Origin of the sequence: Pseudomonas abietaniphila (assembly GCF_900100795.1) — a bacterium.
Lineage (GTDB): Bacteria > Pseudomonadota > Gammaproteobacteria > Pseudomonadales > Pseudomonadaceae > Aquipseudomonas > Aquipseudomonas abietaniphila.
The window spans coordinates 62,960-82,913 of sequence record NZ_FNCO01000013.1; the positions used below are offsets into that span (position 1 = coordinate 62,960).

The 19,954-nt window shown below is 61.3% G+C and carries 16 protein-coding genes; 5 read left to right on the forward strand and 11 right to left on the reverse strand.

Annotated elements, in window-relative coordinates; genetic code table 11:
• Position 1 precedes the first annotated feature (1 nt).
• From BLS87_RS22910 to BLS87_RS22930, 5 genes are all read right to left on the reverse strand, one after another.
• Complete coding sequence (locus tag BLS87_RS22910; RefSeq protein ID WP_074755958.1) at positions 2–823, reverse strand: fimbrial biogenesis chaperone; 822 nt, start codon at positions 821–823, stop codon at positions 2–4.
• Positions 820–3,240, reverse strand: coding sequence for a fimbria/pilus outer membrane usher protein (locus BLS87_RS22915; RefSeq protein WP_244165886.1), 2,421 nt, complete (start codon positions 3,238–3,240; stop codon positions 820–822). The genes BLS87_RS22910 and BLS87_RS22915 overlap by 4 nt, the downstream gene beginning before the upstream one ends.
• A gap of 287 nt (positions 3,241–3,527) precedes the next feature.
• Positions 3,528–4,283 (reverse strand): fimbrial biogenesis chaperone, encoded by a 756-nt coding sequence (locus BLS87_RS22920; RefSeq protein WP_074755962.1) that lies wholly within the window; start codon positions 4,281–4,283, stop codon positions 3,528–3,530.
• A gap of 61 nt (positions 4,284–4,344) precedes the next feature.
• The gene (locus tag BLS87_RS22925; RefSeq protein ID WP_074755964.1) at positions 4,345–4,929 is read right to left on the reverse strand and encodes a fimbrial protein; all 585 of its coding nucleotides are present in this window, start codon (positions 4,927–4,929) and stop codon (positions 4,345–4,347) included.
• Positions 4,930–5,980: 1,051 nt separating this feature from the next.
• Entirely contained in the window at positions 5,981–6,310 is a 330-nt protein-coding gene (locus tag BLS87_RS22930; protein WP_074755966.1) for a hypothetical protein, read from the reverse strand.
• 295 nt (positions 6,311–6,605) lie between these two features.
• Here BLS87_RS22930 and BLS87_RS22935 point away from each other — a divergent pair, with 295 nt between their 5' ends.
• Genes BLS87_RS22935 through BLS87_RS22950 form a run of 4 tightly spaced genes read left to right on the forward strand, consistent with a single transcriptional unit; the run spans position 6,606 to position 12,980 of the window.
• On the forward strand, positions 6,606–7,778 hold the full coding sequence (locus BLS87_RS22935) for an efflux RND transporter periplasmic adaptor subunit (RefSeq protein ID WP_074755968.1): 1,173 nt from the start codon (positions 6,606–6,608) through the stop codon (positions 7,776–7,778).
• A complete protein-coding gene (locus BLS87_RS22940; protein WP_074755970.1) occupies positions 7,775–10,909 on the forward strand; it encodes a multidrug efflux RND transporter permease subunit in 3,135 nt (1,044 codons plus the stop codon). Before BLS87_RS22935 ends, BLS87_RS22940 begins: the two co-directional genes overlap by 4 nt.
• Before the next feature lie 39 nt (positions 10,910–10,948).
• Positions 10,949–11,626, forward strand: a complete 678-nt coding sequence (locus BLS87_RS22945) for a heavy metal response regulator transcription factor (RefSeq protein WP_074755972.1) — start codon at positions 10,949–10,951, stop codon at positions 11,624–11,626.
• Positions 11,616–12,980 carry a heavy metal sensor histidine kinase gene (locus BLS87_RS22950; protein ID WP_074755974.1) on the forward strand — a complete coding sequence of 455 codons (1,365 nt, stop codon included), beginning with the start codon at positions 11,616–11,618 and terminating at the stop codon, positions 12,978–12,980. Before BLS87_RS22945 ends, BLS87_RS22950 begins: the two co-directional genes overlap by 11 nt.
• A 265-nt stretch (positions 12,981–13,245) precedes the next feature.
• Here BLS87_RS22950 and BLS87_RS22955 read toward each other — a convergent pair whose 3' ends face one another.
• From BLS87_RS22955 to pmbA, 4 genes are all read right to left on the reverse strand, one after another.
• Complete coding sequence (locus tag BLS87_RS22955; RefSeq protein WP_074756155.1) at positions 13,246–13,584, reverse strand: zinc ribbon domain-containing protein YjdM; 339 nt, start codon at positions 13,582–13,584, stop codon at positions 13,246–13,248.
• A 77-nt stretch (positions 13,585–13,661) separates the two neighbouring features.
• Complete coding sequence (locus BLS87_RS22960; protein ID WP_074755976.1) at positions 13,662–14,549, reverse strand: ZIP family metal transporter; 888 nt, start codon at positions 14,547–14,549, stop codon at positions 13,662–13,664.
• Positions 14,550–14,575: 26 nt separating this feature from the next.
• On the reverse strand, positions 14,576–15,187 hold the full coding sequence (locus BLS87_RS22965; protein WP_074755978.1) for a superoxide dismutase: 612 nt from the start codon (positions 15,185–15,187) through the stop codon (positions 14,576–14,578).
• 316 nt (positions 15,188–15,503) lie between these two features.
• Complete coding sequence (pmbA, locus tag BLS87_RS22970; protein ID WP_074755980.1) at positions 15,504–16,850, reverse strand: metalloprotease PmbA; 1,347 nt, start codon at positions 16,848–16,850, stop codon at positions 15,504–15,506.
• Positions 16,851–16,957: 107 nt separating this feature from the next.
• Between pmbA and yjgA the strand changes: the two genes are divergently transcribed.
• Positions 16,958–17,479: a ribosome biogenesis factor YjgA gene (gene yjgA / locus BLS87_RS22975; RefSeq protein WP_074755982.1), complete on the forward strand. Its 522-nt coding sequence runs from the start codon at positions 16,958–16,960 to the stop codon at positions 17,477–17,479.
• Positions 17,480–17,611: 132 nt separating this feature from the next.
• Here yjgA and tldD read toward each other — a convergent pair whose 3' ends face one another.
• A complete protein-coding gene (gene tldD / locus BLS87_RS22980; RefSeq protein WP_074755984.1) occupies positions 17,612–19,051 on the reverse strand; it encodes a metalloprotease TldD in 1,440 nt (479 codons plus the stop codon).
• 2 nt (positions 19,052–19,053) lie between these two features.
• On the reverse strand, positions 19,054–19,905 hold the full coding sequence (locus BLS87_RS22985) for a carbon-nitrogen hydrolase family protein (RefSeq protein ID WP_074755986.1): 852 nt from the start codon (positions 19,903–19,905) through the stop codon (positions 19,054–19,056).
• Positions 19,906–19,954 lie beyond the last annotated feature (49 nt).

Sequence of the window (19,954 nt, forward strand, 5' to 3'; positions counted from 1 at the left end):
GTCAGCATTTCTCCATCGTTGAATCGGCGGCAGGCACTGCGGTGGTGACTGCGGTGGGCGGTGCGGTAAGGGCTGCGGGTGACTCAGCACCGGGTGTGCGCAGTCGTGCGTTGAAAGGTTGATCGCCTTGGGCTCGGGCACAGAAATCGCGTTGACCGCCGTAATCGGTCAGCGCCTTGAACGCCAGGCGTCCCTGCGCTGAGCGCCTGCTCGGGATCGACTCCCAGGTCAGCGAACGCTCGGACAGCGGCTCGATCAGCAGGTATTCGCTGACCTTGTGGCCCTCGAATTCGAGGTCTTGCAACGCCACGTAGAACGGCGTCGGATTACGCACTCGGAGCGCGTGGTCGTCTTTGGCCGAGCGCTGCCACTCAAGGTTTTTCGCTGCATCGGCGGGATCGCCCGGCAACGAATCAGGGCGGTAGAACACGTTGATTCGTTGCCGTATGGCAATGCTCAATTGCTGAGGGGCTTCACTGCGACGCGGCACCTCCAGCACGTAGAGGTGCAGCAGTGATTCACGATCCCCCGGCATGCCGACGCCCTCGTACAGGAGGCGCAACATCTGTTTTCCCTGCGCTGGCAATTGCGCAAGGTGCGGTGTCACCACGAACGGCAGGTCGGACGCTACAGACGGCTCGGCGTCAGGTGTACTCAGCCACGCCTGAATGAGCGCGCTGGTGGACGCCGGATTGCTGACTTCGATACTCGATTCGCGGAACCGGCCATCGAACACCAGGCGCGTCCCCGCCAGCGACACCGCAGCCTCGACGGCGGTGCTGGAAAACGCGGATGCTGCGCACAACAGGCACGCCCACTTCATTGGCACACCACTTTGACGCGATCGTAAGTGCGTTGCGGGTTTCGGGCCGGCAGATCGAAACGCGCCCGACAGTGCTGATCGCCCCATCTGACGCGTAACTCGCCACTGTCCTGCTCGCTCAAGACCAAGGCCCGACTGCCGGGATCGACGGCAGCCAGGAGTTTTCCATTCTCGTCTTCCACGACAGCGCCGAGCGGTATGGCGCTGCCGTCGGCGCGCAGCAGTTCGAACTGCACCCGACGACCGACCGATGTCTTGAAGGAGACCCGTGGCACCGCACCGCGACGCGGCACCACCTGCGTCACCGCATTGTCCAGTTCGACATCCGCACCCAATGCCCGGGTGTCGAGGCTGACCCAGTTGGCGCGATAGGGCTGGGCGTACGGCAGAATTGCGTAGCCGTTATCCGCCGTTTCAACCTGGCTGAAATTGGAGAGCTTCGCGCCACCAACCCCTTTGACCTCGACCAATGCAAAGGTGTCGCCCAGCGGTTGACCGAGGTTCACGCCGCCTGCATGAGCGACCACCGACCCGGACGCGCCGACACTGAGGGCGCGGTAGTCACGACCCTGACCGTATCCCGTATCGAATCGACCATACGGCGTCGTGGTGCTCAGTTTGCCGAATCCGGCCGAGCCCGAGCGATTGTCGTGACCGGCCTGCACCGAATAGAACGTATTGCGGTCATCGAAGACCTGGCCGTTGAGGCCGGTCTGCATGTCGTAATCGCCAGCACTGTCACGCACTGCGTTCAAGAACGCGCGCGACGCGCCAGGACTGTCACCCAGAGGAAGGCTGAACGTCAGCGCAATACGGTTATCGGTCTGACTGTCGCCGTCACGCTCGAACGCCTGGTTGCGCTCCACCGACAGGCTGTAACTCAGGCTGCGCCAAGCGGCGTTCCAGGACAGGTAGAACTGTCGCGTCTTGCCCGCTCTGTCCCAGTAACGTTGTTCTGAGCCGATGAAGCTCAGTGAGCCTGACTGTTCGGGCAACGCCTGCGTCAGGTTGAACTCGACACGATCCTTGGCCCGCGCCGACGCCGTGCCGTTGCGGGCGTGCAGGGCTTCGACGTGCTCATCGAGGGTCCGGTATCGGTCGGTGGAGTAGCGATAACCCGCCACCGCCAACGTGGTGTTGGTCAGGTCCAGCGTGTTGGCATACCGCACGCGCAGGCTTTGCCCGCTGTAGCGTTCACGCCGCTGCTGACTGAGTGACTGCGTGAGGTCCAGCGACACAGCGCCCACGCCGGTGTTGACGCCGGCGCCGACGTTGCCCGCCTGATAATCCTCGGCAACCTGAAGGCCACCGGCCGCCGTCACTCGCTCGGTCAAGCCGTAAATCAATGTGGTACTGGCGAAGTTCGGCGCCTGACCGCCGTCGTTGCTGTCGTACTGCCCTGCCGCGACGCTGTAACGCAACGCGCCCTTGGGCACCATGATCGGGAGCGATGCATAGGCCTGGACGAACACCCGCTTGCGGCCGTCCGCCTCGACCACGGTGATTTCCAGATCGCCATTGGAACCGCTGGGGTAGATATCAGAAATCTCGAACGGGCCGGGCGACACATTGCCGCTGTAGAGCATGAAACCGTTCTGGCGGACCTCCACCGTTGCGTTGGTCTCGGCGATGCCTCGAATGACCGGCGCATAAACGCGCTCGCTGTCAGGCAGCATCCCGTCGTCGGACGCCAGTGTCGCGCCGATGAACCGGACGCTGTCGAACACCTGGGAATCGGTGAAGGTTTCACCCAACGTCAGTTGGCTCTTGAGTGCGCTGATGTCGCGCTGCGCAAAGGTCCGGTTGCTGCGAAACCGGTAAGGCTGCGCATCTCCATAGACCAGCGAGGACTCGTTGCGCAGTCGCCACGCCCCCAGGTTAAAACCGTTTCGCAGCCCCAGGTAATACTGGTCCTGCGTCTGATTGCCCCGGGTGCGCCGCGCACCGCTGAAACTGTAATTGACGAAACCGACCGTTTCGCCTTCGTCCCACAATTCCGGCGGCACGTAGCCACGCGCACTGCGCGACATCATTGACTGAGGAATGCTGATACTCAGGCGCAGACTCGCGGGCTGGTACTCGACGTGTGCGAACGCCACGTTTGCGGGCAGATCGAAGCACGCACCGGACGCGTCGGCTGAGCGCTTCATGTCGTCGATGTTCATGCCGAACTGGTGCAGCATCTCCAGCGTCAGACAGGCTTGGACCGCACCGCTGACCGGGTTGGCGACAAAGCTGATGTCACGTCGCCCGGTCAGTGCCCGGTTGACGTAGACGTCCACACGGTACGTGCCGGGCACGACGCTGTTGCCTTGCAGAAAGGTGTTGAGGTCTGCCGGCTGGTCCGTGCCTTGAATGAACGCCGTGTTGAATTTCACGGTGGCGGCACCCTGGTTCCCCGCGTCGGTCATCGCCATCGACCCGCTGCTGACCATCCAGGCTGCGGTGGCTATACAGGCCGGCAGGGCGTGACGTCTGAGCGTCCGGGGAGGTTTTGCCGTGCACGTCCGAGTGCCTGGCGCTACTGCTTTCGAGGGACATCCCTTGTTGTTCTTGTCTCGCCGTTCCATTAGCTGGTTTCACTCGTGTTCTGAGTCTCGATGCGCCGCTGATTCCTTTCTCGCAGGCGCGCGAAGCTGAAGCCGGAAAACAGGTCCGGCCCGAAAAATGGGTCAACGAAAAAATCCCGACCAGCGTGTCACTGCTAGTCGGGATGAGGCTCGGCCTTACTGGCCTGGGTCACTCGTTCACTGGACACCCTGGCGTGATAGGGCTCCTGAGCGCCGAAGTCGTTGATGCTGATGAAGGACAATTCCACCGGTCCACCCGGCGCCGAAGGGCCCAATGGCAACTGGATTCGCTGCCGTGGGGCGAGCATCCGGCTGTCCTCTTGAAACATGACGTGCCCGTTTTTACGGGCCTCAAGCTTGATCATCGAGACGTGATAAGGACCGGGGTTGCTCACTTCAATGAAGCCGCCAGACACGCGCCACTGCAGCGCTTGCGCCGCTTTCAGCGGGTCTTCAACCAAACCTTGCGGCCGGTAAAACACCTTGATGCGCTGCCGGATCGCGATCTGCAGCTCATTTTCGTTGGCGGCCTGAGGGATCTCCTGAACGTTGAGCCAGAGTACGGACTCGCGGTCGCTTGCCAGACCCTCGCCTGAATACATCACCCTGATCAGCTGTTTGGCATCGCCCGCCATCCGCGCCAGCGGCGGGGTCACGGCGAACGGTGGCGTGTCCGGGGAGACGCTGTCGGTGCCGCCTTCAAGCCAGGATTGCGCAAGGATGTCGCTCGTCCCGGTGTTGTGCACGATCAGACTGACTTCTTTGTTGCTGGCCGGGTAAATCAACCGTGTCGTGTTCAGCACGATGCCGGCGTGAGCTTGCGCGGCCAGCCCCATCGCCAGCCCGGAGCAGATCCACAAGGCGGAGCAACGAAAAAAAGTAGAAAACATGATGGAATCGTCTCAGGTTCAGGGGTAGGCGGAGCGAGCATCGCTCACCCCGCCTGTTGCATCACTGATAGTCCATCACGAACGGCAGGAAGCCGTCGGCATTGCCAGGATTGGTCGCGGCGCCGTTCAGCACATACACCGCGCCGAAGTTGATTTCAGCGGTGGCGCCGTCAGCGCCATCCTTGATCAGCGGAGTATCGATGGTTTCATTACCGCTCAGGTCCATCAGCTGATTGGAGGCGTTGAGCAGGCCGATGCCCACACCGTCGGCAGCGCCAGTGGTGCGCAGCAGTTTTTGGTCCAGATTATCGAGGCCGCTGCCCTGACGTGCGATGAAACGCATGTTCACGGTGTTGTACTGCGAGGCACCGCCGGTGCAGTTGACCAACAATTGAATCGGCGACGCGGTTTCCAGTTTGTTGTCGGCGAAGCGGCCGATATCGGAGAAAGAAACGTTGCCCAGATCGACGTTGATTTCGCCCGGGTTGTTGCCCGGGCTTGCGCCAGTGCCAGCACCGATGTCGCAGGTGATGTTGGTGAGGGTGCCGTTAAAAACCAGCTTGCCGTTGTTTGCAGCGTGGGCCGTACCCGATACGCTGAACCCCATTGCGGCCACGATAGCCAGAGAAAGAGAAATCTTTTTCATGTTAACGACGTTCCTTGTGTCAATTCGTGTGTGCCCTAGAGGACGGCGAGAACTATAAGCGGACGGGTGATTGGCGGATGTCAGGCTTTCTACCTTGAACCTGCAGAATCTACAGTGCAGCGTGCCAGACGTTTCCGTAGGATCTGGCAGAGCTCAGCTGTACCTGGCGGCTGGCGTGGTCTGTAGGGTAATCGCCGAAAAAAAAGGTGCGCCGACCTTTGCAGCTGATTTGTAAGGATTGGCGTGGGGCGGGGGCGAGGATGGCGCCTTGGGAGCCCAGGCGCGGGAGTGCGATCTGTCGGTTAGTTTGGGTGGCGCTGGAGGGTTCTGGCTAACGCCAGACCTGTTCCGCCTTCGGCGGGTTACTTGAAAAGACCCCAAGTAACCAAGGGTTGGCTCCCGGTTGGGCCCGACTTCGTCGGGTACCTTCACTCCGGCGACGCTCCGTGGGCCCGCGCCGAACGGACATCCATGTCCTGACGGCGCTCTCGCGGCATCCATGCCGCTCGACCCACTCCACGCCGCCTGCGTTCAGCCTGCACCCAAGTCGCATTTTGTGGTGTCCGGACTGTCGCGCTAGAAAAGCAAAATCAAAAGCATCAGATGACGGGATCCTGTAGGAGCGCGCTTGCCCGCGATCTGCCGCGCAGCGGTAGCAAAATCAGGCGCCTCAGTTATGCCTGACACACCGCATGTACCGGTTTTGCTGCCGCTACGCGGCAGATCGCGGGCAAGCGCGCTCCTACATAGACAGCGCCGTCAGGACATGGATGTCCGTTCGGCGCGGGCCTAAGGAGCGTCGCCTTCGTTACGGAATCTCGACGAAGTCGAGGCCAAACCAGGGGCCAGGACGCTGGCTGACTCTTGAAACAAAGAGGGGTGTCCTTTCAAGTAACCCGCCGAACGCAGAACAGTTTGGCCGTTAGGACAAACCAAGCCATCAGCGTCACCCCAGAAAGTCGAGATGCACACCATCCAAGTCAGCTTGGTGTGCGCCGCATCCGGACGAATGCGATGTGTCGTTCAACATGGATGCGTAGACTCACCGGCCTTACTGGTAACTCAACGTCACAACGCCAATCCGCTCACCCGCGATAACCGAAGAGCGTTCGACATAGACGGCGGACAACGGCGTCAATGCCCCACCACACGCATCGTCGCGCGGGGCGAGTTCCACTGTCAGGTTCTCGCTGACCTTCAGCATCTTGACCGAATCCGTTTGCTGGGCAGCGTCGAGAACCCTCGCGTCACAACCGGCATTCACAATCCGACCGTGAAACCTCAGTGCGCTTTCTGTCGCCGAAGCGACCGGTCCGGCCAGAACCCAGGCCCCCACCAACGCGATCGAAAAAAACACCGAGACTGTCTTTTTACTGTTCATCGCCATACTCCGCAGTGAAGGCCCGCTTTTAGAAGTCGAGCCAGGGACAGCCAGCCAGAAAAATCACGAACATCGCTGTAGGAATTGTCGTTATTAAGCTAGATCCCGTTGATCGAAAATCGTGCCCTCTCTCTGGCTATCGCCCTGTTGCGCCGTTTCTTTACGCCACTTCATGCTCCGCCCTATTCCGGCTGACAATATTGACAGGTAGCAGTCATTTTGCTGACCGGGTCGAAGGGTTATAAAGGAGGCTCTCGATTACCTGCCTCCACACTTTCGCTGGCGTTATCCCCGTATGCACAAGAAGAAAAACTCTGTGATTGCCGTTGCCGGACTGGCGTTGCTTATTGCGGTCGGTGTCTGGTTTTCCACGCGTCCGGCCGAAAAGAAAGTCAGCGCTCCTGCGGCAGTGCCGGTTCAGGTGATCAACGTCATTGAGGAGGACGTGCCCCGCTACGTGACCGGCATCGGGTCGGTGCTGTCGCTGCAAAGCGTGGTGATTCGTCCGCAAGTGGACGGCATCCTGACCAAACTCTTGGTCAAGGAAGGGCAACAAGTCAAAAGCGGAGATCTGCTGGCGACCATTGACGACCGTTCCATTCGCGCAGCACTGGAGCAAGCGAAGGCGCAACTGAGTCAGAGCCAGGCGCAACTCGACGTGGCCCAGGTGGACCTCAAACGCTACAAGTTACTGACCGTCGACAACAGCATCTCCAAGCAGCAATACGACCAGCAGCAAGCCTTGGTCAATCAGCTCAAGGCCACCGTGCTGGGCAATCAAGCCTCGATCAATGCGTCACAAGTACAGCTTTCCTACACTCAGATCCGCTCTCCGGTGACGGGTCGCGTCGGGATTCGCAATGTCGATGAAGGCAACTTCCTGCGGGTCAGCGATGCCACCGGTCTGTTCTCGGTGACTCAGATCGACCCGGTCTCGGTAGAGTTTTCCCTTCCACAACAGATGCTCCCTACGCTGCACGATCTGCTCGCGTCCACGACGCCTGCCCCGGTCAACGCCTATCTCGGCGAGGGCGCGACGGGCACGCTGCTGGGCGAGGGCAAATTGACGCTGATCGACAACCAGGTCGCGGCGACCACCGGCACCATTCGCGCCAAGGCCACGTTCGATAATGCCGCCGAGAAACTCTGGCCCGGTCAGTTGGTGACGGTGCGTATCCAGACGGCGCTGGATCGCAATGCACTGAAGGTGCCGCCACAAGTGGTGCAGCGCGGCATCGATCAGCATTACGTGTACCGCGTCAAAGGCGACAAGGTTGAAGTGGTCCCCGTGAAAGTCGAGTACCAGGACAGCGACCTGATGCTGATCAGCGGGGTCAACGTCAACGACGTGCTGGTCAGCGACGGGCAGTCACGCCTCAAGGATGGCGCTCGCATCGAAGTGGTCAAAGCGCAGGCGGTTGATACGTTGGCCGCTGCTGCCGGTAGCGCAAAAGGGGCGGCCAAATGAAGGGCCACGGTTCGATCTCCGCCTGGTGCGTGAATCATCCGATTGCCACGGTTCTGCTGACCTTCGCGCTGGTGCTGTTGGGGTGTATCGCGTTTCCTCGCCTGCCGGTCGCCCCCTTGCCGCAAGCGGAATTTCCGACCATTCAGGTCTCGGCGACCTTGCCCGGCGCCAGCCCGGAAACCATGGCGTCCTCGGTGGCCACGCCGCTTGAAGTGCAATTCAGTGCCATTCCCGGCATGACCCAGATGACCTCGAGCAGTGCGCTGGGCTCGACCAACCTGACCCTGCAATTCACCTTGGACAAGAGCATCGACACCGCCGCTCAGGAAGTGCAGGCGGCGATCAACACGGCATCGGGGCGGCTGCCCGCCGACCTGCCGACGGCTCCGACCTGGCGCAAGGTCAACCCGGCCGACAGCCCGGTGCTGATCCTCAGCGTCAGTTCCAACCTGATGCCCGGCACCGAACTGAGTGACATTACCGAGTCCCTGCTGGCACGCCAGTTGAGCCAGATCGACGGGGTCGGTCAGGTCAACATCACCGGCCAGCAACGTCCGGCGATTCGCGTTCAGGCGGCGCCGGAAAAGCTCGCCTCCATCGGGCTGACCCTGGCGGACCTCAGGGGCACGTTGCAGCAGACCAGCCTCAATCTGGCCAAAGGTGCGCTGTACGGTAAGGACAGCATTTCGACCCTGGCCTCCAACGACCAGTTGTTTCAAGCCAAGGATTACGAAAACCTGATCGTTTCCTACAAGGATGGCGCCCCCGTTCACCTGCGCGATGTCGCGCGAGTGATCAACGGTTCCGAAAACGCCTACGTCAAAGCCTGGTCCGGCGAGCAGCAAGGCGTGAACATCGTAGTGTTCCGCCAGCCCGGCGCCAACATCGTCGAGACCGTGGATCGCGTGCTGGGTGAATTGCCCCGCTTGCAGGAAATGCTGCCGGCGTCGGTCGATGTCACGGTGCTCAGCGACCGGACCAAGACCATTCGAGCGTCCCTTCACGAAGTGGAAATGACCCTGATGATCGCGATCATTCTGGTCATCGCGGTGATGGCGCTGTTCCTGCGCCAGCTCTCGGCCACACTGATCGTGACGGCCGTGCTCGGCGTGTCGCTGGTCGCCAGCTTCGCCCTCATGTATGTGCTCGGATTCAGTCTCAACAACCTGACGCTGGTGGCGATCGTGGTGGCCGTCGGCTTTGTGGTCGACGACGCCATTGTGGTGGTGGAGAACATCCATCGACACCTGGAAGCCGGCGAAAGCATGCGTGACGCCGCGATCAAGGGTGCTGGCGAAATCGGCTTCACGGTGGTGTCGATCAGTTTCTCGCTGATCGCCGCGTTCATTCCATTGCTGTTCATGGGCGGTGTCGTCGGGCGGCTGTTCAAGGAGTTCGCCCTGACCGCGACGTCCACCATTCTGATCTCGGTGCTGGTCTCGCTGACGTTGGCCCCGACCCTGGCCGCGCTGTTCATGCGCGCGCCCAAACATGATGCCCACGCCAACCCCGGTTTCGGCGAAAAACTGTTGGCGCAGTACGCTCGCGGCGTGCGTTTCGCCCTCGCCCATCAGCGCACGATGCTGGGCATTTTCGGCCTGACGCTGGTTCTGGCCGTGGCCGGGTATGTGTTGATCCCCAAAGGTTTCTTCCCGGTTCAGGACACCGGCATGGTGCTGGGGACCAGCGAGGCAGCGGCGGATATTTCGTACCCCGACATGGTCGAGAAACACAAACAACTGGCGAAAATCATCGCTGCCGATCCCGCCGTCAAAGCGTTCTCTCACTCGGTCGGCGTCAGCGGCAGCAACCAGACCATCGCCAACGGCCGGGTCTGGATTGCGTTGAAAGATCGCGGTGATCGTGACGTGTCCGCCAGCCAGTTCATTGACCGCATCCGGCCCAAGCTGGCGAAGATTCCGGGCATTGTCCTGTACCTGCGCGCGGGCCAGGACATCAACCTGAGCTCCGGCCCGAGCCGCGCGCAATACCAATACGTGCTCAAGAGCAACAACGGCGCGCTGCTGAACGAATGGACGCAGAAGCTGACTGAAAAGCTGCGGTCGATACCCGCCTTCCGCGACCTGTCCAACGACCTGCAACTGGGCGGCAGCGTGACCCATCTGGACATCGACCGCAGCGCCGCCGCCCGCTTCGGGCTGACCACGGCGGATGTCGATCAGGCGCTGTACGACGCGTTCGGGCAGCGCCAGATCAACGAATACCAGACCGACATCAACCAGTACAAAGTGATTCTGGAACTCGAACCGCAACAACGCGGCAAGGCCGAAAGCCTGAATTACTTCTATCTGCGCTCACCGCTGACCAACGAAATGGTGCCGCTGTCGGCGCTCGCCAAGGTCGGCGCACCGAAAATGGGCCCGTTGTCGATTGCTCACGACGGCATGTTCCCGGCCGCCAACCTGTCGTTCAACCTGTCGGCGGGCGTGGCGTTGGGTGATGCCGTGGTGCTGCTCGATCAGGCGAAGAACGAGATCGGCATGCCGGCCTCGATCATTGGCAACTTCCAGGGCGCCGCCCAGGCGTTTCAGAGTTCGCTCGCCAACCAACCCTGGTTGATTCTGGCCGCGCTGGTGGCGGTGTACATCATTCTCGGCGTGCTGTACGAAAGCTTCGTGCATCCGCTGACCATCATCTCCACCCTGCCCTCCGCCGGCATCGGTGCCCTGTTGCTGCTGTGGTTGATGGGACAGGATTTCTCGATCATGGGCTTGATCGGTATTGTGTTGTTGATCGGCATCGTCAAGAAGAACGGCATTCTGTTGGTGGACTTCGCCCTCGAAGGGCAGCGGCATCGCGGCCTGTCCCCGCAGGACGCCATTTATGAAGCGTGCCTGACGCGCTTCCGGCCGATCATCATGACCACTCTGGCGGCGCTGCTGGGCGCACTGCCATTGATGCTCGGCTATGGTGTCGGTGCTGAACTGCGTCAACCATTGGGCATCGCGGTTGTCGGTGGTTTGCTGGTGAGTCAGGCGCTGACGCTGTTCACCACGCCGGTGATTTACCTGCAACTGGAGCGAATCTTCCACCGCAGGCACCCGACCTCGACCCCGACGCCGCCACCGACGGAGAAAAAACCGACGGCCATGCTGGTGGCCGAAAAGTAAGCATCCGACAGCAAGAATCGAATAAGTGAGCGTGGACCGATGCGTGTCCTGATTATCGAAGACGAAGAGAAGACCGCCGACTACCTGCATCGCGGTCTGACCGAACAGGGTTACACCACGGACGTTGCCCGGGAGGGCATCGAAGGGCTGCACATGGCGCTGGAAAGCGAATACGCCGTGATCATTCTCGACGTCATGCTGCCGGGCCTGGATGGCTACGGTGTGCTGCGCGCCTTGCGTGCGCGCAAGCAGACGCCGGTGATCATGCTCACCGCCCGGGAAAACGTCGACGATCGTATTCGTGGGTTGCGTGAAGGGGCCGACGATTATCTGGGAAAACCGTTTTCGTTTCTGGAGCTGGTCGCCCGCTTGCAGGCACTGACCCGCCGCAGCGGCGGCCATGAGCCGGTTCAGATCAGCGTCGCCGACCTGTGGATCGACCTGATCAGCCGCAAGGCCACCCGTTCCGGCGCTCGCCTGGACCTGACGGCCAAGGAGTTTTCGCTGCTCAGCGTACTGGCCCGGCGTCAGGGTGAAATCCTCTCGAAGACCTCGATTGCCGAGATGGTCTGGGACATCAACTTCGACAGCGACGCAAACGTCGTCGAGGTGGCGATCAAACGCCTGCGCGCCAAGCTCGATGGCCCGTTCGAACAGAAGCTGCTGCACACCATTCGTGGCATGGGTTATGTGCTGGAGAGCCGTCGTGTCGAGTAACTCCATCGCCCTGCGCCTGAGCGGCATGTTCGCGCTCGTGGCGCTGTTGGTGTTTCTGCTGATCGGCTGGGCCTTGTACCTGCAAGTGGACAAAGGCCTGGGTCTGTTGCCGGAAGCCGAGGTGGACGCGCGTTACAGCGTGCTTGAATCCGCCGTGCAGCGTTACAGCACACCCGAGCACTGGGTGAAGATAAACGCCAAGCTCAGGCTGCTCAGCGAAGAAGACAAACGGCTGCGGTTCTGGGTGGTGAGTGATAACCCGACCTATGAGTTCGGCAATCCAGACGCGCAGATTCGTGCCTTCGCCAACGGCCCGTTGGGCATGCGCGATTTAAACCTGACCGATCACGACTATCCGTTCAAGGTGCTGGTCAGCCAGTTCCCGGCCAAGGACCAACGACCGCCGTTGCGTTTCTTGACCGCCATCGACACCGAGACGTTCTGGCAGACTCAGCACTCGTTGCTGATCGCGTTGATCAGCCTGGCGGCCATCGGGATCGCGCTGGCGTCGGCGCTGGGCTACTGGGTGGCGCGCATCGGCCTCAAGCCGTTGTTCGACCTCTCGCTGGAGGCGCAAAAACTGGCGCCGCCGCGGCTGTCCGGGCGTTTGCAGTTGTCGCCGCTGCCGCCTGAACTGGATCAGTTCGTGATGTCGTTCAACTCCACGCTGGAGCGCGTCGAGCAGGCCTATTCCCGTCTGGAGTCGTTCAACGCCGACGTGGCCCATGAGCTGCGCTCGCCGCTGACCAACCTGATCGGCCAAACGCAGGTGGCGCTGACCCGTGGACGTTCCGCCGAGCATTACTTTGAGGTCTTGCAGTCGAACCTGGAAGAACTTGAGCGGCTGCGCTCGATCATCAATGACATGCTGTTTCTGGCCAGCGCCGATCAGGGCAGCAAAGCCACTGAACTGACTCAGTCGTCGCTGGCCGAGGAAGTGGCGACGACACTGGATTATCTGGATTTCATTCTGGAAGACGCGCAGGTTCAGGTTCAAGTGCGCGGCGATGCGCATGTCCCGTTCGAGAAGGCCCACCTGCGGCGCGCGCTGATCAACCTGCTGCACAACGCGGTTCAGCACACCTCGCCGGGGCAGGTCATTCATGTGGACATCAAGGATGAACGCGATCACGTCTGCATCAGCGTGACCAACCCCGGCGCGCAGATTTCAGGCGAGCACTTGCCCAGGCTCTTCGAGCGTTTTTATCGGGTGGATGCGTCGCGCAGCAACAGCGGCGCCAATCATGGCCTGGGGCTGGCCATCGTCAAAGCGATTGCCTTGATGCACGGCGGAACCGTGTTTGCACGCAGTGAGCACGGGGAGAATACGTTCGGGATCAATTTGCCGAGTTGAGGCCGCCGTTACACTACGATCATGTGGGACTTGCCGGAGTGGCGCTCCGCCTTGTCAGCGATATCTGTGTCATTGAGCTGACTGCGATATCGGCAACACCCTTGTAGGAGCGTGGCTCGTCCCGCGATCTGGCGGGCACCGGCAGTAAAATCAGGCGCCTTGGTTGTATCTGACGCACCGAGTTAGCCGGGTTTGCTGCCGCTTCGCGCCAGATCGCGGGACAAGCCACGCTCCTACAGGGGGTCAAGCGGCGATTTGACGATCCTCACCCCTTCTTCACAAACTCCGATTTCAGCTTCATCGCGCCGATGCCGTCGATCTTGCAGTCGATGTCGTGGTCGCCATCGACCAGGCGGATGTTCTTGACCTTGGTGCCGACCTTGACCACCAGCGAAGAGCCTTTGACTTTGAGGTCCTTGATCACGGTGACGGTGTCGCCGTCCTGCAGGGTATTGCCGACGGCATCCTTGATGACCTTAACGTCATCGCCTGCGTCGGCGGCGCCATCAGCGGACCACTCGTGGGCGCATTCCGGGCAGACAAGCTGGGCGCCGTCTTCATAGGTGTACTCGGAACTGCATTTTGGGCACGGCGGTAAGCTCACGGCGGATCTCGCATCAGGATGAATAGGCGCAGGATTATAAGGGTTTTTATCGCGAGAGATCACGTTGCGGCTGACAATCACGCCAACGCCGTGTCCATCACCATCATCAGGCAGAAGCCCACCAGCAGCCCGAAGCTGGCGATCTTGTCGTGCCCGTTGCGGCGTGATTCAGGGATGATTTCGTGGGTGACGACCAACAACATCGCCCCGGCAGCCAGCGCCAGGCCCAGCGGTAACAGCAGCGCGGCGATTTCAACCAGCCAGGCGCAAAGCACGGCGAACACCGGCTCGACCAGCCCCGACGCCGCACCGATCAAGAAGGCATTCAGGCGTGACATGCCGGCTGCCGCCAGCACCAGCGCGATCACCAGGCCTTCCGGCACGTCTTGCAACGCGATGCCCATGGCCAGGCTGTCGGCATGGGCCAGACCGCCGCCCGCCGAGACGCCCACCGCCATGCCTTCCGGAATGTTGTGGGCAATGATCGCGATGACGAACAGCCAGATGTTCGACGGGATCGCCGGCTTTTCCGTGACGTTCGACCCAACCGAGCCCTGAGACACCAGCAGATCGACGATAAACAGCCCCACAGCGCCCGCGAGCATCCCGACGCTGATGAGCGCGCCCGCGCCCCACGGTGAGAAGCCCAGGCCTTGAGCCGCACCCAGGCCGGGCACGATCAGCGAGAACGCCGTGGCGGCGAGCATGATGCCCGCGCCAAAGCCGAGCAGCCCGTCGGACACCGCCACCGGCATCCCGCGGATCACCAACACCGGAACGGCGCCCAAGGCAGTGCCCAAGGCGCACAGCGCTCCGCCTTCCAGCGCCCTCAGCATGCGGGGTTCAAGGCTCAACCATGAAAGCCCCTGGGCGATGAGCAGCCCCGTACCGACCAGTAACAGGATCGAACCGATGGCCAGACGGAACAGGCGTGCGCTACTGAGGGTGAGCAAATCCGAAGGCATAGAGCGTCTACTTCTCGTCAGGGAATTTAAGCCAGCGCGGCTGCGTACAGCTTGGCGACTTCATCCCAGTTCACGACGTTATAGAACGCAGCGATGTATTCCGGGCGACGGTTCTGATAGCGCAGGTAGTAGGCATGCTCCCAGACGTCCAGACCGAGGATCGGCGTGTTGCCGTTCATCAACGGGCTGTCCTGGTTACCGCTGCTTTCCACGACCAGTTTCTTTTCCGGGGTGACGCTCAGCCAGGCCCAGCCACTGCCGAAGCGGGTCAGCGCGGCTTTGGTGAACGCGTCCTTGAAGGCGTCCACACCACCCAGTTGCTCATCGATGGCGTTGGCCAGCGGCCCGCTTGGCAGACCGCCGCCCTGGGGACTCATGACGTCCCAGAACAACGAGTGATTGGCGTGACCGCCGCCTTGGTTGATCACCGCCGGGCGCAGTTTTTCAGGCAACTGAGCGACGCTGGCGACCAGTTTCTCGATCGGCCATTCGGCGTACTCGGTGCCATCGACGGCGGCATTGAGGTTGTTGATGTAGGTCTGGTGGTGCTTGGTGTAATGGATCTCCATGGTCTGCGCATCGATGTGCGGCTCAAGGGCATCGTAGGCATAGGGCAAGGCAGGCAAGGTGTAGGGCATATCAATGGACTCCAAAGGACAGGGGCCGGCGCCAGCGGCAAATCAGATACCGCCAGCAGCGCTTTTTCGGGGCGCGGTCGATGATTGGCGGGCCTATACGGCAAAGGACCAATCGAGCGAATGATATTCATTATTAGGTGAGTTTAAGAATCAAAACAACCCCGACATTGGCATGACATCGGTGCAAGAACGCGCATTCAAGGAACGACACTGCTCTCGGTGAGAGCTGCCGGAGGTTTCAGCGGAAATAGCGAGCGCGCGCGCATAAAAAAGGCCTGCGCGAGGCAGGCCTTGGTGATGCTGGGCGAAGGGAGAATCAGCTCCCGGCCACCATCATCTTCTCGATCAACACAGAACCCGTGCGTATGTTGCTGCGCATTTCAAGATCGCTGCCAACGGCGACGATCTGCTTGAACATGTCCTTCATGTTGCCGGCAATGGTCACTTCCTGAACAGGGAACTGGATCTCGCCGTTCTCGACCCAAAAACCCGCCGCGCCACGTGAATAGTCGCCGGTGACCATGTTCAAACCGCTGCCCATCAATTCAGTGACCAAGAGGCCACGCCCCATGCGGCGGATCAGCGCCGCCTGGTCTTCCGTGCCATGGGAGACGAACAGGTTGTGCACGCCGCCCGCGTTTGCGGTGCTTGGCAGGCCCAGCTTGCGGCCCGAATAGGTGCTCAGGATGTAGGACACCAGATCACCGTTCTCGACGAATGGCTTGGCGTAGGTGGCCAGGCCGTCACCGTCGAATGCCGAACTGCCCATCGCGCGCATCAGATGCGGACGCTCGTCGATGGTCATCCACTCAGGGAACAGACGCTGACCGATGGCACCTTCCAGGAACGACGACTTGCGGTACAGGTTGCCACCGGAAATCGCGCCCAGAAAACTGCCGAACAGACCGCCCGCCAGCTCGGCCGAAAACAACACCGGCACTTCACAGGTCGGCACCGGGCGCGCGCCCAGGCGGCTAGCGGCGCGCTCGGCGGCTTTCTTGCCGATGAGTTTTGCGTCCATCAGCAGCTCGCCCTGACGATTGACGTCGTACCAGTAATCGCGCTGCATCTGGCCGTCTTTCTCGGCGATCATCACGCAGCTCAGGCTGTGACGGGTCGAGGCGTAACCGCCAATGAAACCGTGGCTGTTGCCGTATACGCGGCAGCCCTGATGCACATTGAGCGTCGTGCCGTCGGCGTTCTTGATCCGGCTGTCGGCATCGAACGCCGCGGCTTCGCAGATCAACGCGCGCTCGATGGCTTCTTCCGGGCTGATGTTCCAGGGGTGGAACAGGTCGAAATCCGGCTGCTCCTTGGCCATTAAGGCGGCATCGGCCAGCCCCGAACTTTCGTCCTCGGAGGTGTGCTTGGCGATGGCCAACGCGGCAGCCACCGTTTCGCGGATCGCATCGGCCCCACTGGCCGATGTGCTGGCCGAACCCTTGCGATGACCAACGTACAAGGTGATGCCAAAGCCCTGGTCACGGTTGAACTCGACGGTTTCGACTTCGCGCTGGCGAACCGATGTCGACAGTCCCTGCTCCAGCGACACTGCGACCTCACAGGCGGTCGCGCCCTGACGCTTGGCTTCGGCGACGATCTGCTCGACCTGTTGTTGCAGTGCCGGCAAGGCCTGCGGGCCGACGCTTTCTGATGCACTCATGACTTTCTCCATCAAATTCCGGTTTCGGCACTGACCAAGTGCCCACTGGGCCGGACAATTGGCCCCTGACTGGTTATCATGGCGGCGTTTATTTGCGGACGGCCCCCATGGTTGATTCTTACGACGACTCCTTTGACGGAGAGAAAAGCAAAACCCAGATCAAAAAAGAGCTGCACGCTCTGGTGGATCTGGGCGAACGCTTGACGACATTCAAGCCCGATGTGCTGGCCAAGCTGCCGCTGACCGATGAGTTGCGTCGGGCATTGGCCGATGCTCCCAAGCACACCGCGCACATCGCGCGCAAACGCCACATTTCCTTCATTGGCCGGCTGATGCGCGATCAGAACCTGGATGAAATCCTGGTCCTGCTCGATCAACTCGATGCCTCCACGCGCCAATACAACGAGCGCTTTCATAACCTGGAACGCTGGCGCGATCGTCTGGTGACCGGTACTGACGATGTGCTTGAACAGTTCGTCAACGAATACCCGGAAGCCGATCGTCAGCAACTGCGTTCGCTGATCCGTCAGGCCCAGCACGAGGCCAAGCAAAACAAGGCCCCGACCGCGACCCGCAAAATCTTCAAATACATCCGCGAACTGGACGAAACCAAACGCGGACTGCGTTAAACCTGTATCGCACCTGTAGGAGCGCGCTTGCCCGCGATGGCGGTGTATCAGTCGACATCATGGCGTCTGGCCTGACGCTATCGTCCGAATGCGGCCCAGAGCAAGCGCGCTCCTACAAGGCATCGCTGCTTCTTACGACCCTGTCCCGCCAACCGTGATCGCATCGATCTTCAGCGTCGGCTGACCCACGCCGACCGGCACCGATTGCCCGTCCTTGCCGCAGGTGCCCACACCGCTGTCCAGCGACAGGTCGTTACCGACCATCGACACCCGGCTCATGCACTCAGGACCGTTACCGATCAAGGTGGCGCCTTTGACGGGTGCGGTGATTTTGCCGTCTTCGATCAAATAGGCTTCGCTGGTGGAGAACACGAACTTGCCGCTGGTGATGTCGACCTGACCGCCGCCGAGGTTGGCGCAGTAAATGCCTTTCTTCACCGACTTGATGATTTCTTCAGGGTCGCTCTGACCGCCCAGCATATAGGTGTTGGTCATGCGCGGCATCGGCAGGTGCGCGTAGGACTCGCGACGGCCGTTACCGGTGCGCGCAACGCCCATCAGGCGGGCGTTGAGCTTGTCCTGCATGTAGCCCTTGAGCACGCCGTTCTCGATCAGCGTGGTGCATTCGGTCTGCACGCCCTCGTCATCGACACTCAGCGAGCCACGACGACCGGCCAGTGTGCCGTCGTCAACGATGGTGCAGAGTTTGGAGGCGACCATTTCACCCATGCGACCGCTGTAGGCTGAGCTGCCCTTGCGGTTGAAGTCGCCTTCCAGACCATGACCGACCGCTTCGTGCAGCAACACGCCAGACCAGCCCGAGCCCAGCACGACCGGCAGTGTACCGGCCGGCGCCGGAATCGCTTCCAGATTGACCAGGGCCTGACGCAGCGCTTCACGGGCATAGCCCATGGCGCGGTCTTCAGTGAGGAAATAACGGTAATCGGTACGGCCACCACCACCATGCCCGCCACGCTCGCGACGACCGTTCTGCTCGACGATCACACTGACGTTGAAACGCACCAGCGGACGCACGTCGGCAGCCAGACCGCCATCGGTCGACGCGACCAGGATGCGCTCCCAGACACCGGCCATGCTCACCGTAACCTGCTGGATACGCGGATCAAGGGCACGGGTGGCGACATCGACGCGCTTGAGCAGCTCGACTTTCTCGGCACGGGTCATGACTTCCAGCGGGTTGTCCGGCGCGTACAACTGAGCGACGTCCTGCGTGGTGAACGCCTGAACGCGACCGTTCTGGCCTGCGCGGGAGATCGAGCGCGCGGCACGGGCCGCCTGGCTCAGGGCCTCCGGGGTGATCGCGTTGCTGTAGGCGAAACCGGTTTTCTCACCCGATTGAGCCCGCACGCCGACACCCTGGTCGAGGTTGAAACTGCCTTCCTTGACGATGCCGTCTTCCAGAGCCCAGGACTCGGAAATCTGCCCCTGAAAATACAGGTCGGCAGCGTCGATCCCGGGACCGGCAAGCTCTCCCAGCACCGATTGCAGGCTGTCGATACTCAGGCCGCCTGGCGCCAGTAGGTGTTCGCTGACAGAGGACACGTCGCTCATATTCACTCCGGGGTGTTGGCAGGCCGCAAAGCGTCCTGCGAAAAAAATCGCCGGTGATTCGATACCGGCATGCGCGCCCGTATGGACGCTTGTTCTTGACTGTCTCGCTCGGCCAGCAGCACGGCTTCACCCTGTGCCTGCTCGGCCAGCACGCGGCCCCATGGATCGATGATCGCCGCGTGCCCAAATGTTTCCCTCGGCCCCGGATGAACCCCGCCCTGCGCGGCCGCCAGCATGTAGCACTGGGTCTCGATGGCTCGCGCGCGCAGCAGGATTTCCCAGTGCGCCGCGCCGGTCACGGCGGTAAAGGCCGACGGCGCGGTAATCAATTCGGCACCTGCTTCACGCAGGGCGGTGTACAGCTCGGGGAAGCGCAGGTCGTAACACACGGTCAGGCCCAACCGGCCCACTGGCGTGTCGACGACCACCACGTTATCGCCATGAGCATAGTCGTCCGACTCGCGGTAACGACCGCGGCTGTCCGCCACGTCCACGTCAAACAGGTGCAGCTTGTCGTATCGCGCCACCTGTTGACCCTGATCGTCGACCAACAGCGAACACGCCGTGACTTTGCCTTGCGGCCGACCTTCGGGCGGCAGCGGCACTGTCCCGGCGACAATCCATAACGTGAGGTCGCGCGCGGCAAGTTTCAACCATGGCAGGATAGGACCTTCGCCCAACGCTTCGGCACGACCGAGGGCAGCGACGTCACGACGGCCCATGGCGGCGAAGTTCTCCGGCAGCACGGCCAGCTTCGCACCCGACGCCGCGGCCTGCTCAAGCAGCGCGCGCGCCTGAGCCAGATTGCCCTCGACGTCGCTCTGGCTGACCATCTGGATCACTGCAAAGGACATGGGTGCTCCTTGATCGATAAAACTGCACCATCTTTATTGACCCCGATTG

Bases quoted from the DNA above. Each gene is read 5' to 3' on its own strand.
- BLS87_RS22910 (WP_074755958.1), bottom strand. From the start codon at position 823: ATGAAGTGGGCGTGCCTGTTGTGCGCAGCATCCGCGTTTTCCAGCACC.
- BLS87_RS22915 (WP_244165886.1), bottom strand. From the start codon at position 3,240: ATGGCGATGACCGACGCGGGGAACCAGGGTGCCGCCACCGTGAAATTC.
- BLS87_RS22920 (WP_074755962.1), bottom strand. From the start codon at position 4,283: ATGTTTTCTACTTTTTTTCGTTGCTCCGCCTTGTGGATCTGCTCCGGG.
- BLS87_RS22925 (WP_074755964.1), bottom strand. From the start codon at position 4,929: ATGAAAAAGATTTCTCTTTCTCTGGCTATCGTGGCCGCAATGGGGTTC.
- BLS87_RS22930 (WP_074755966.1), bottom strand. From the start codon at position 6,310: ATGAACAGTAAAAAGACAGTCTCGGTGTTTTTTTCGATCGCGTTGGTG.
- BLS87_RS22935 (WP_074755968.1), top strand. From the start codon at position 6,606: ATGCACAAGAAGAAAAACTCTGTGATTGCCGTTGCCGGACTGGCGTTG.
- BLS87_RS22940 (WP_074755970.1), top strand. From the start codon at position 7,775: ATGAAGGGCCACGGTTCGATCTCCGCCTGGTGCGTGAATCATCCGATT.
- BLS87_RS22945 (WP_074755972.1), top strand. From the start codon at position 10,949: ATGCGTGTCCTGATTATCGAAGACGAAGAGAAGACCGCCGACTACCTG.
- BLS87_RS22960 (WP_074755976.1), bottom strand. From the start codon at position 14,549: ATGCCTTCGGATTTGCTCACCCTCAGTAGCGCACGCCTGTTCCGTCTG.
- BLS87_RS22965 (WP_074755978.1), bottom strand. From the start codon at position 15,187: ATGCCCTACACCTTGCCTGCCTTGCCCTATGCCTACGATGCCCTTGAG.
- pmbA (WP_074755980.1), bottom strand. From the start codon at position 16,850: ATGAGTGCATCAGAAAGCGTCGGCCCGCAGGCCTTGCCGGCACTGCAA.
- yjgA (WP_074755982.1), top strand. From the start codon at position 16,958: ATGGTTGATTCTTACGACGACTCCTTTGACGGAGAGAAAAGCAAAACC.
- tldD (WP_074755984.1), bottom strand. From the start codon at position 19,051: ATGAGCGACGTGTCCTCTGTCAGCGAACACCTACTGGCGCCAGGCGGC.
- BLS87_RS22985 (WP_074755986.1), bottom strand. From the start codon at position 19,905: ATGTCCTTTGCAGTGATCCAGATGGTCAGCCAGAGCGACGTCGAGGGC.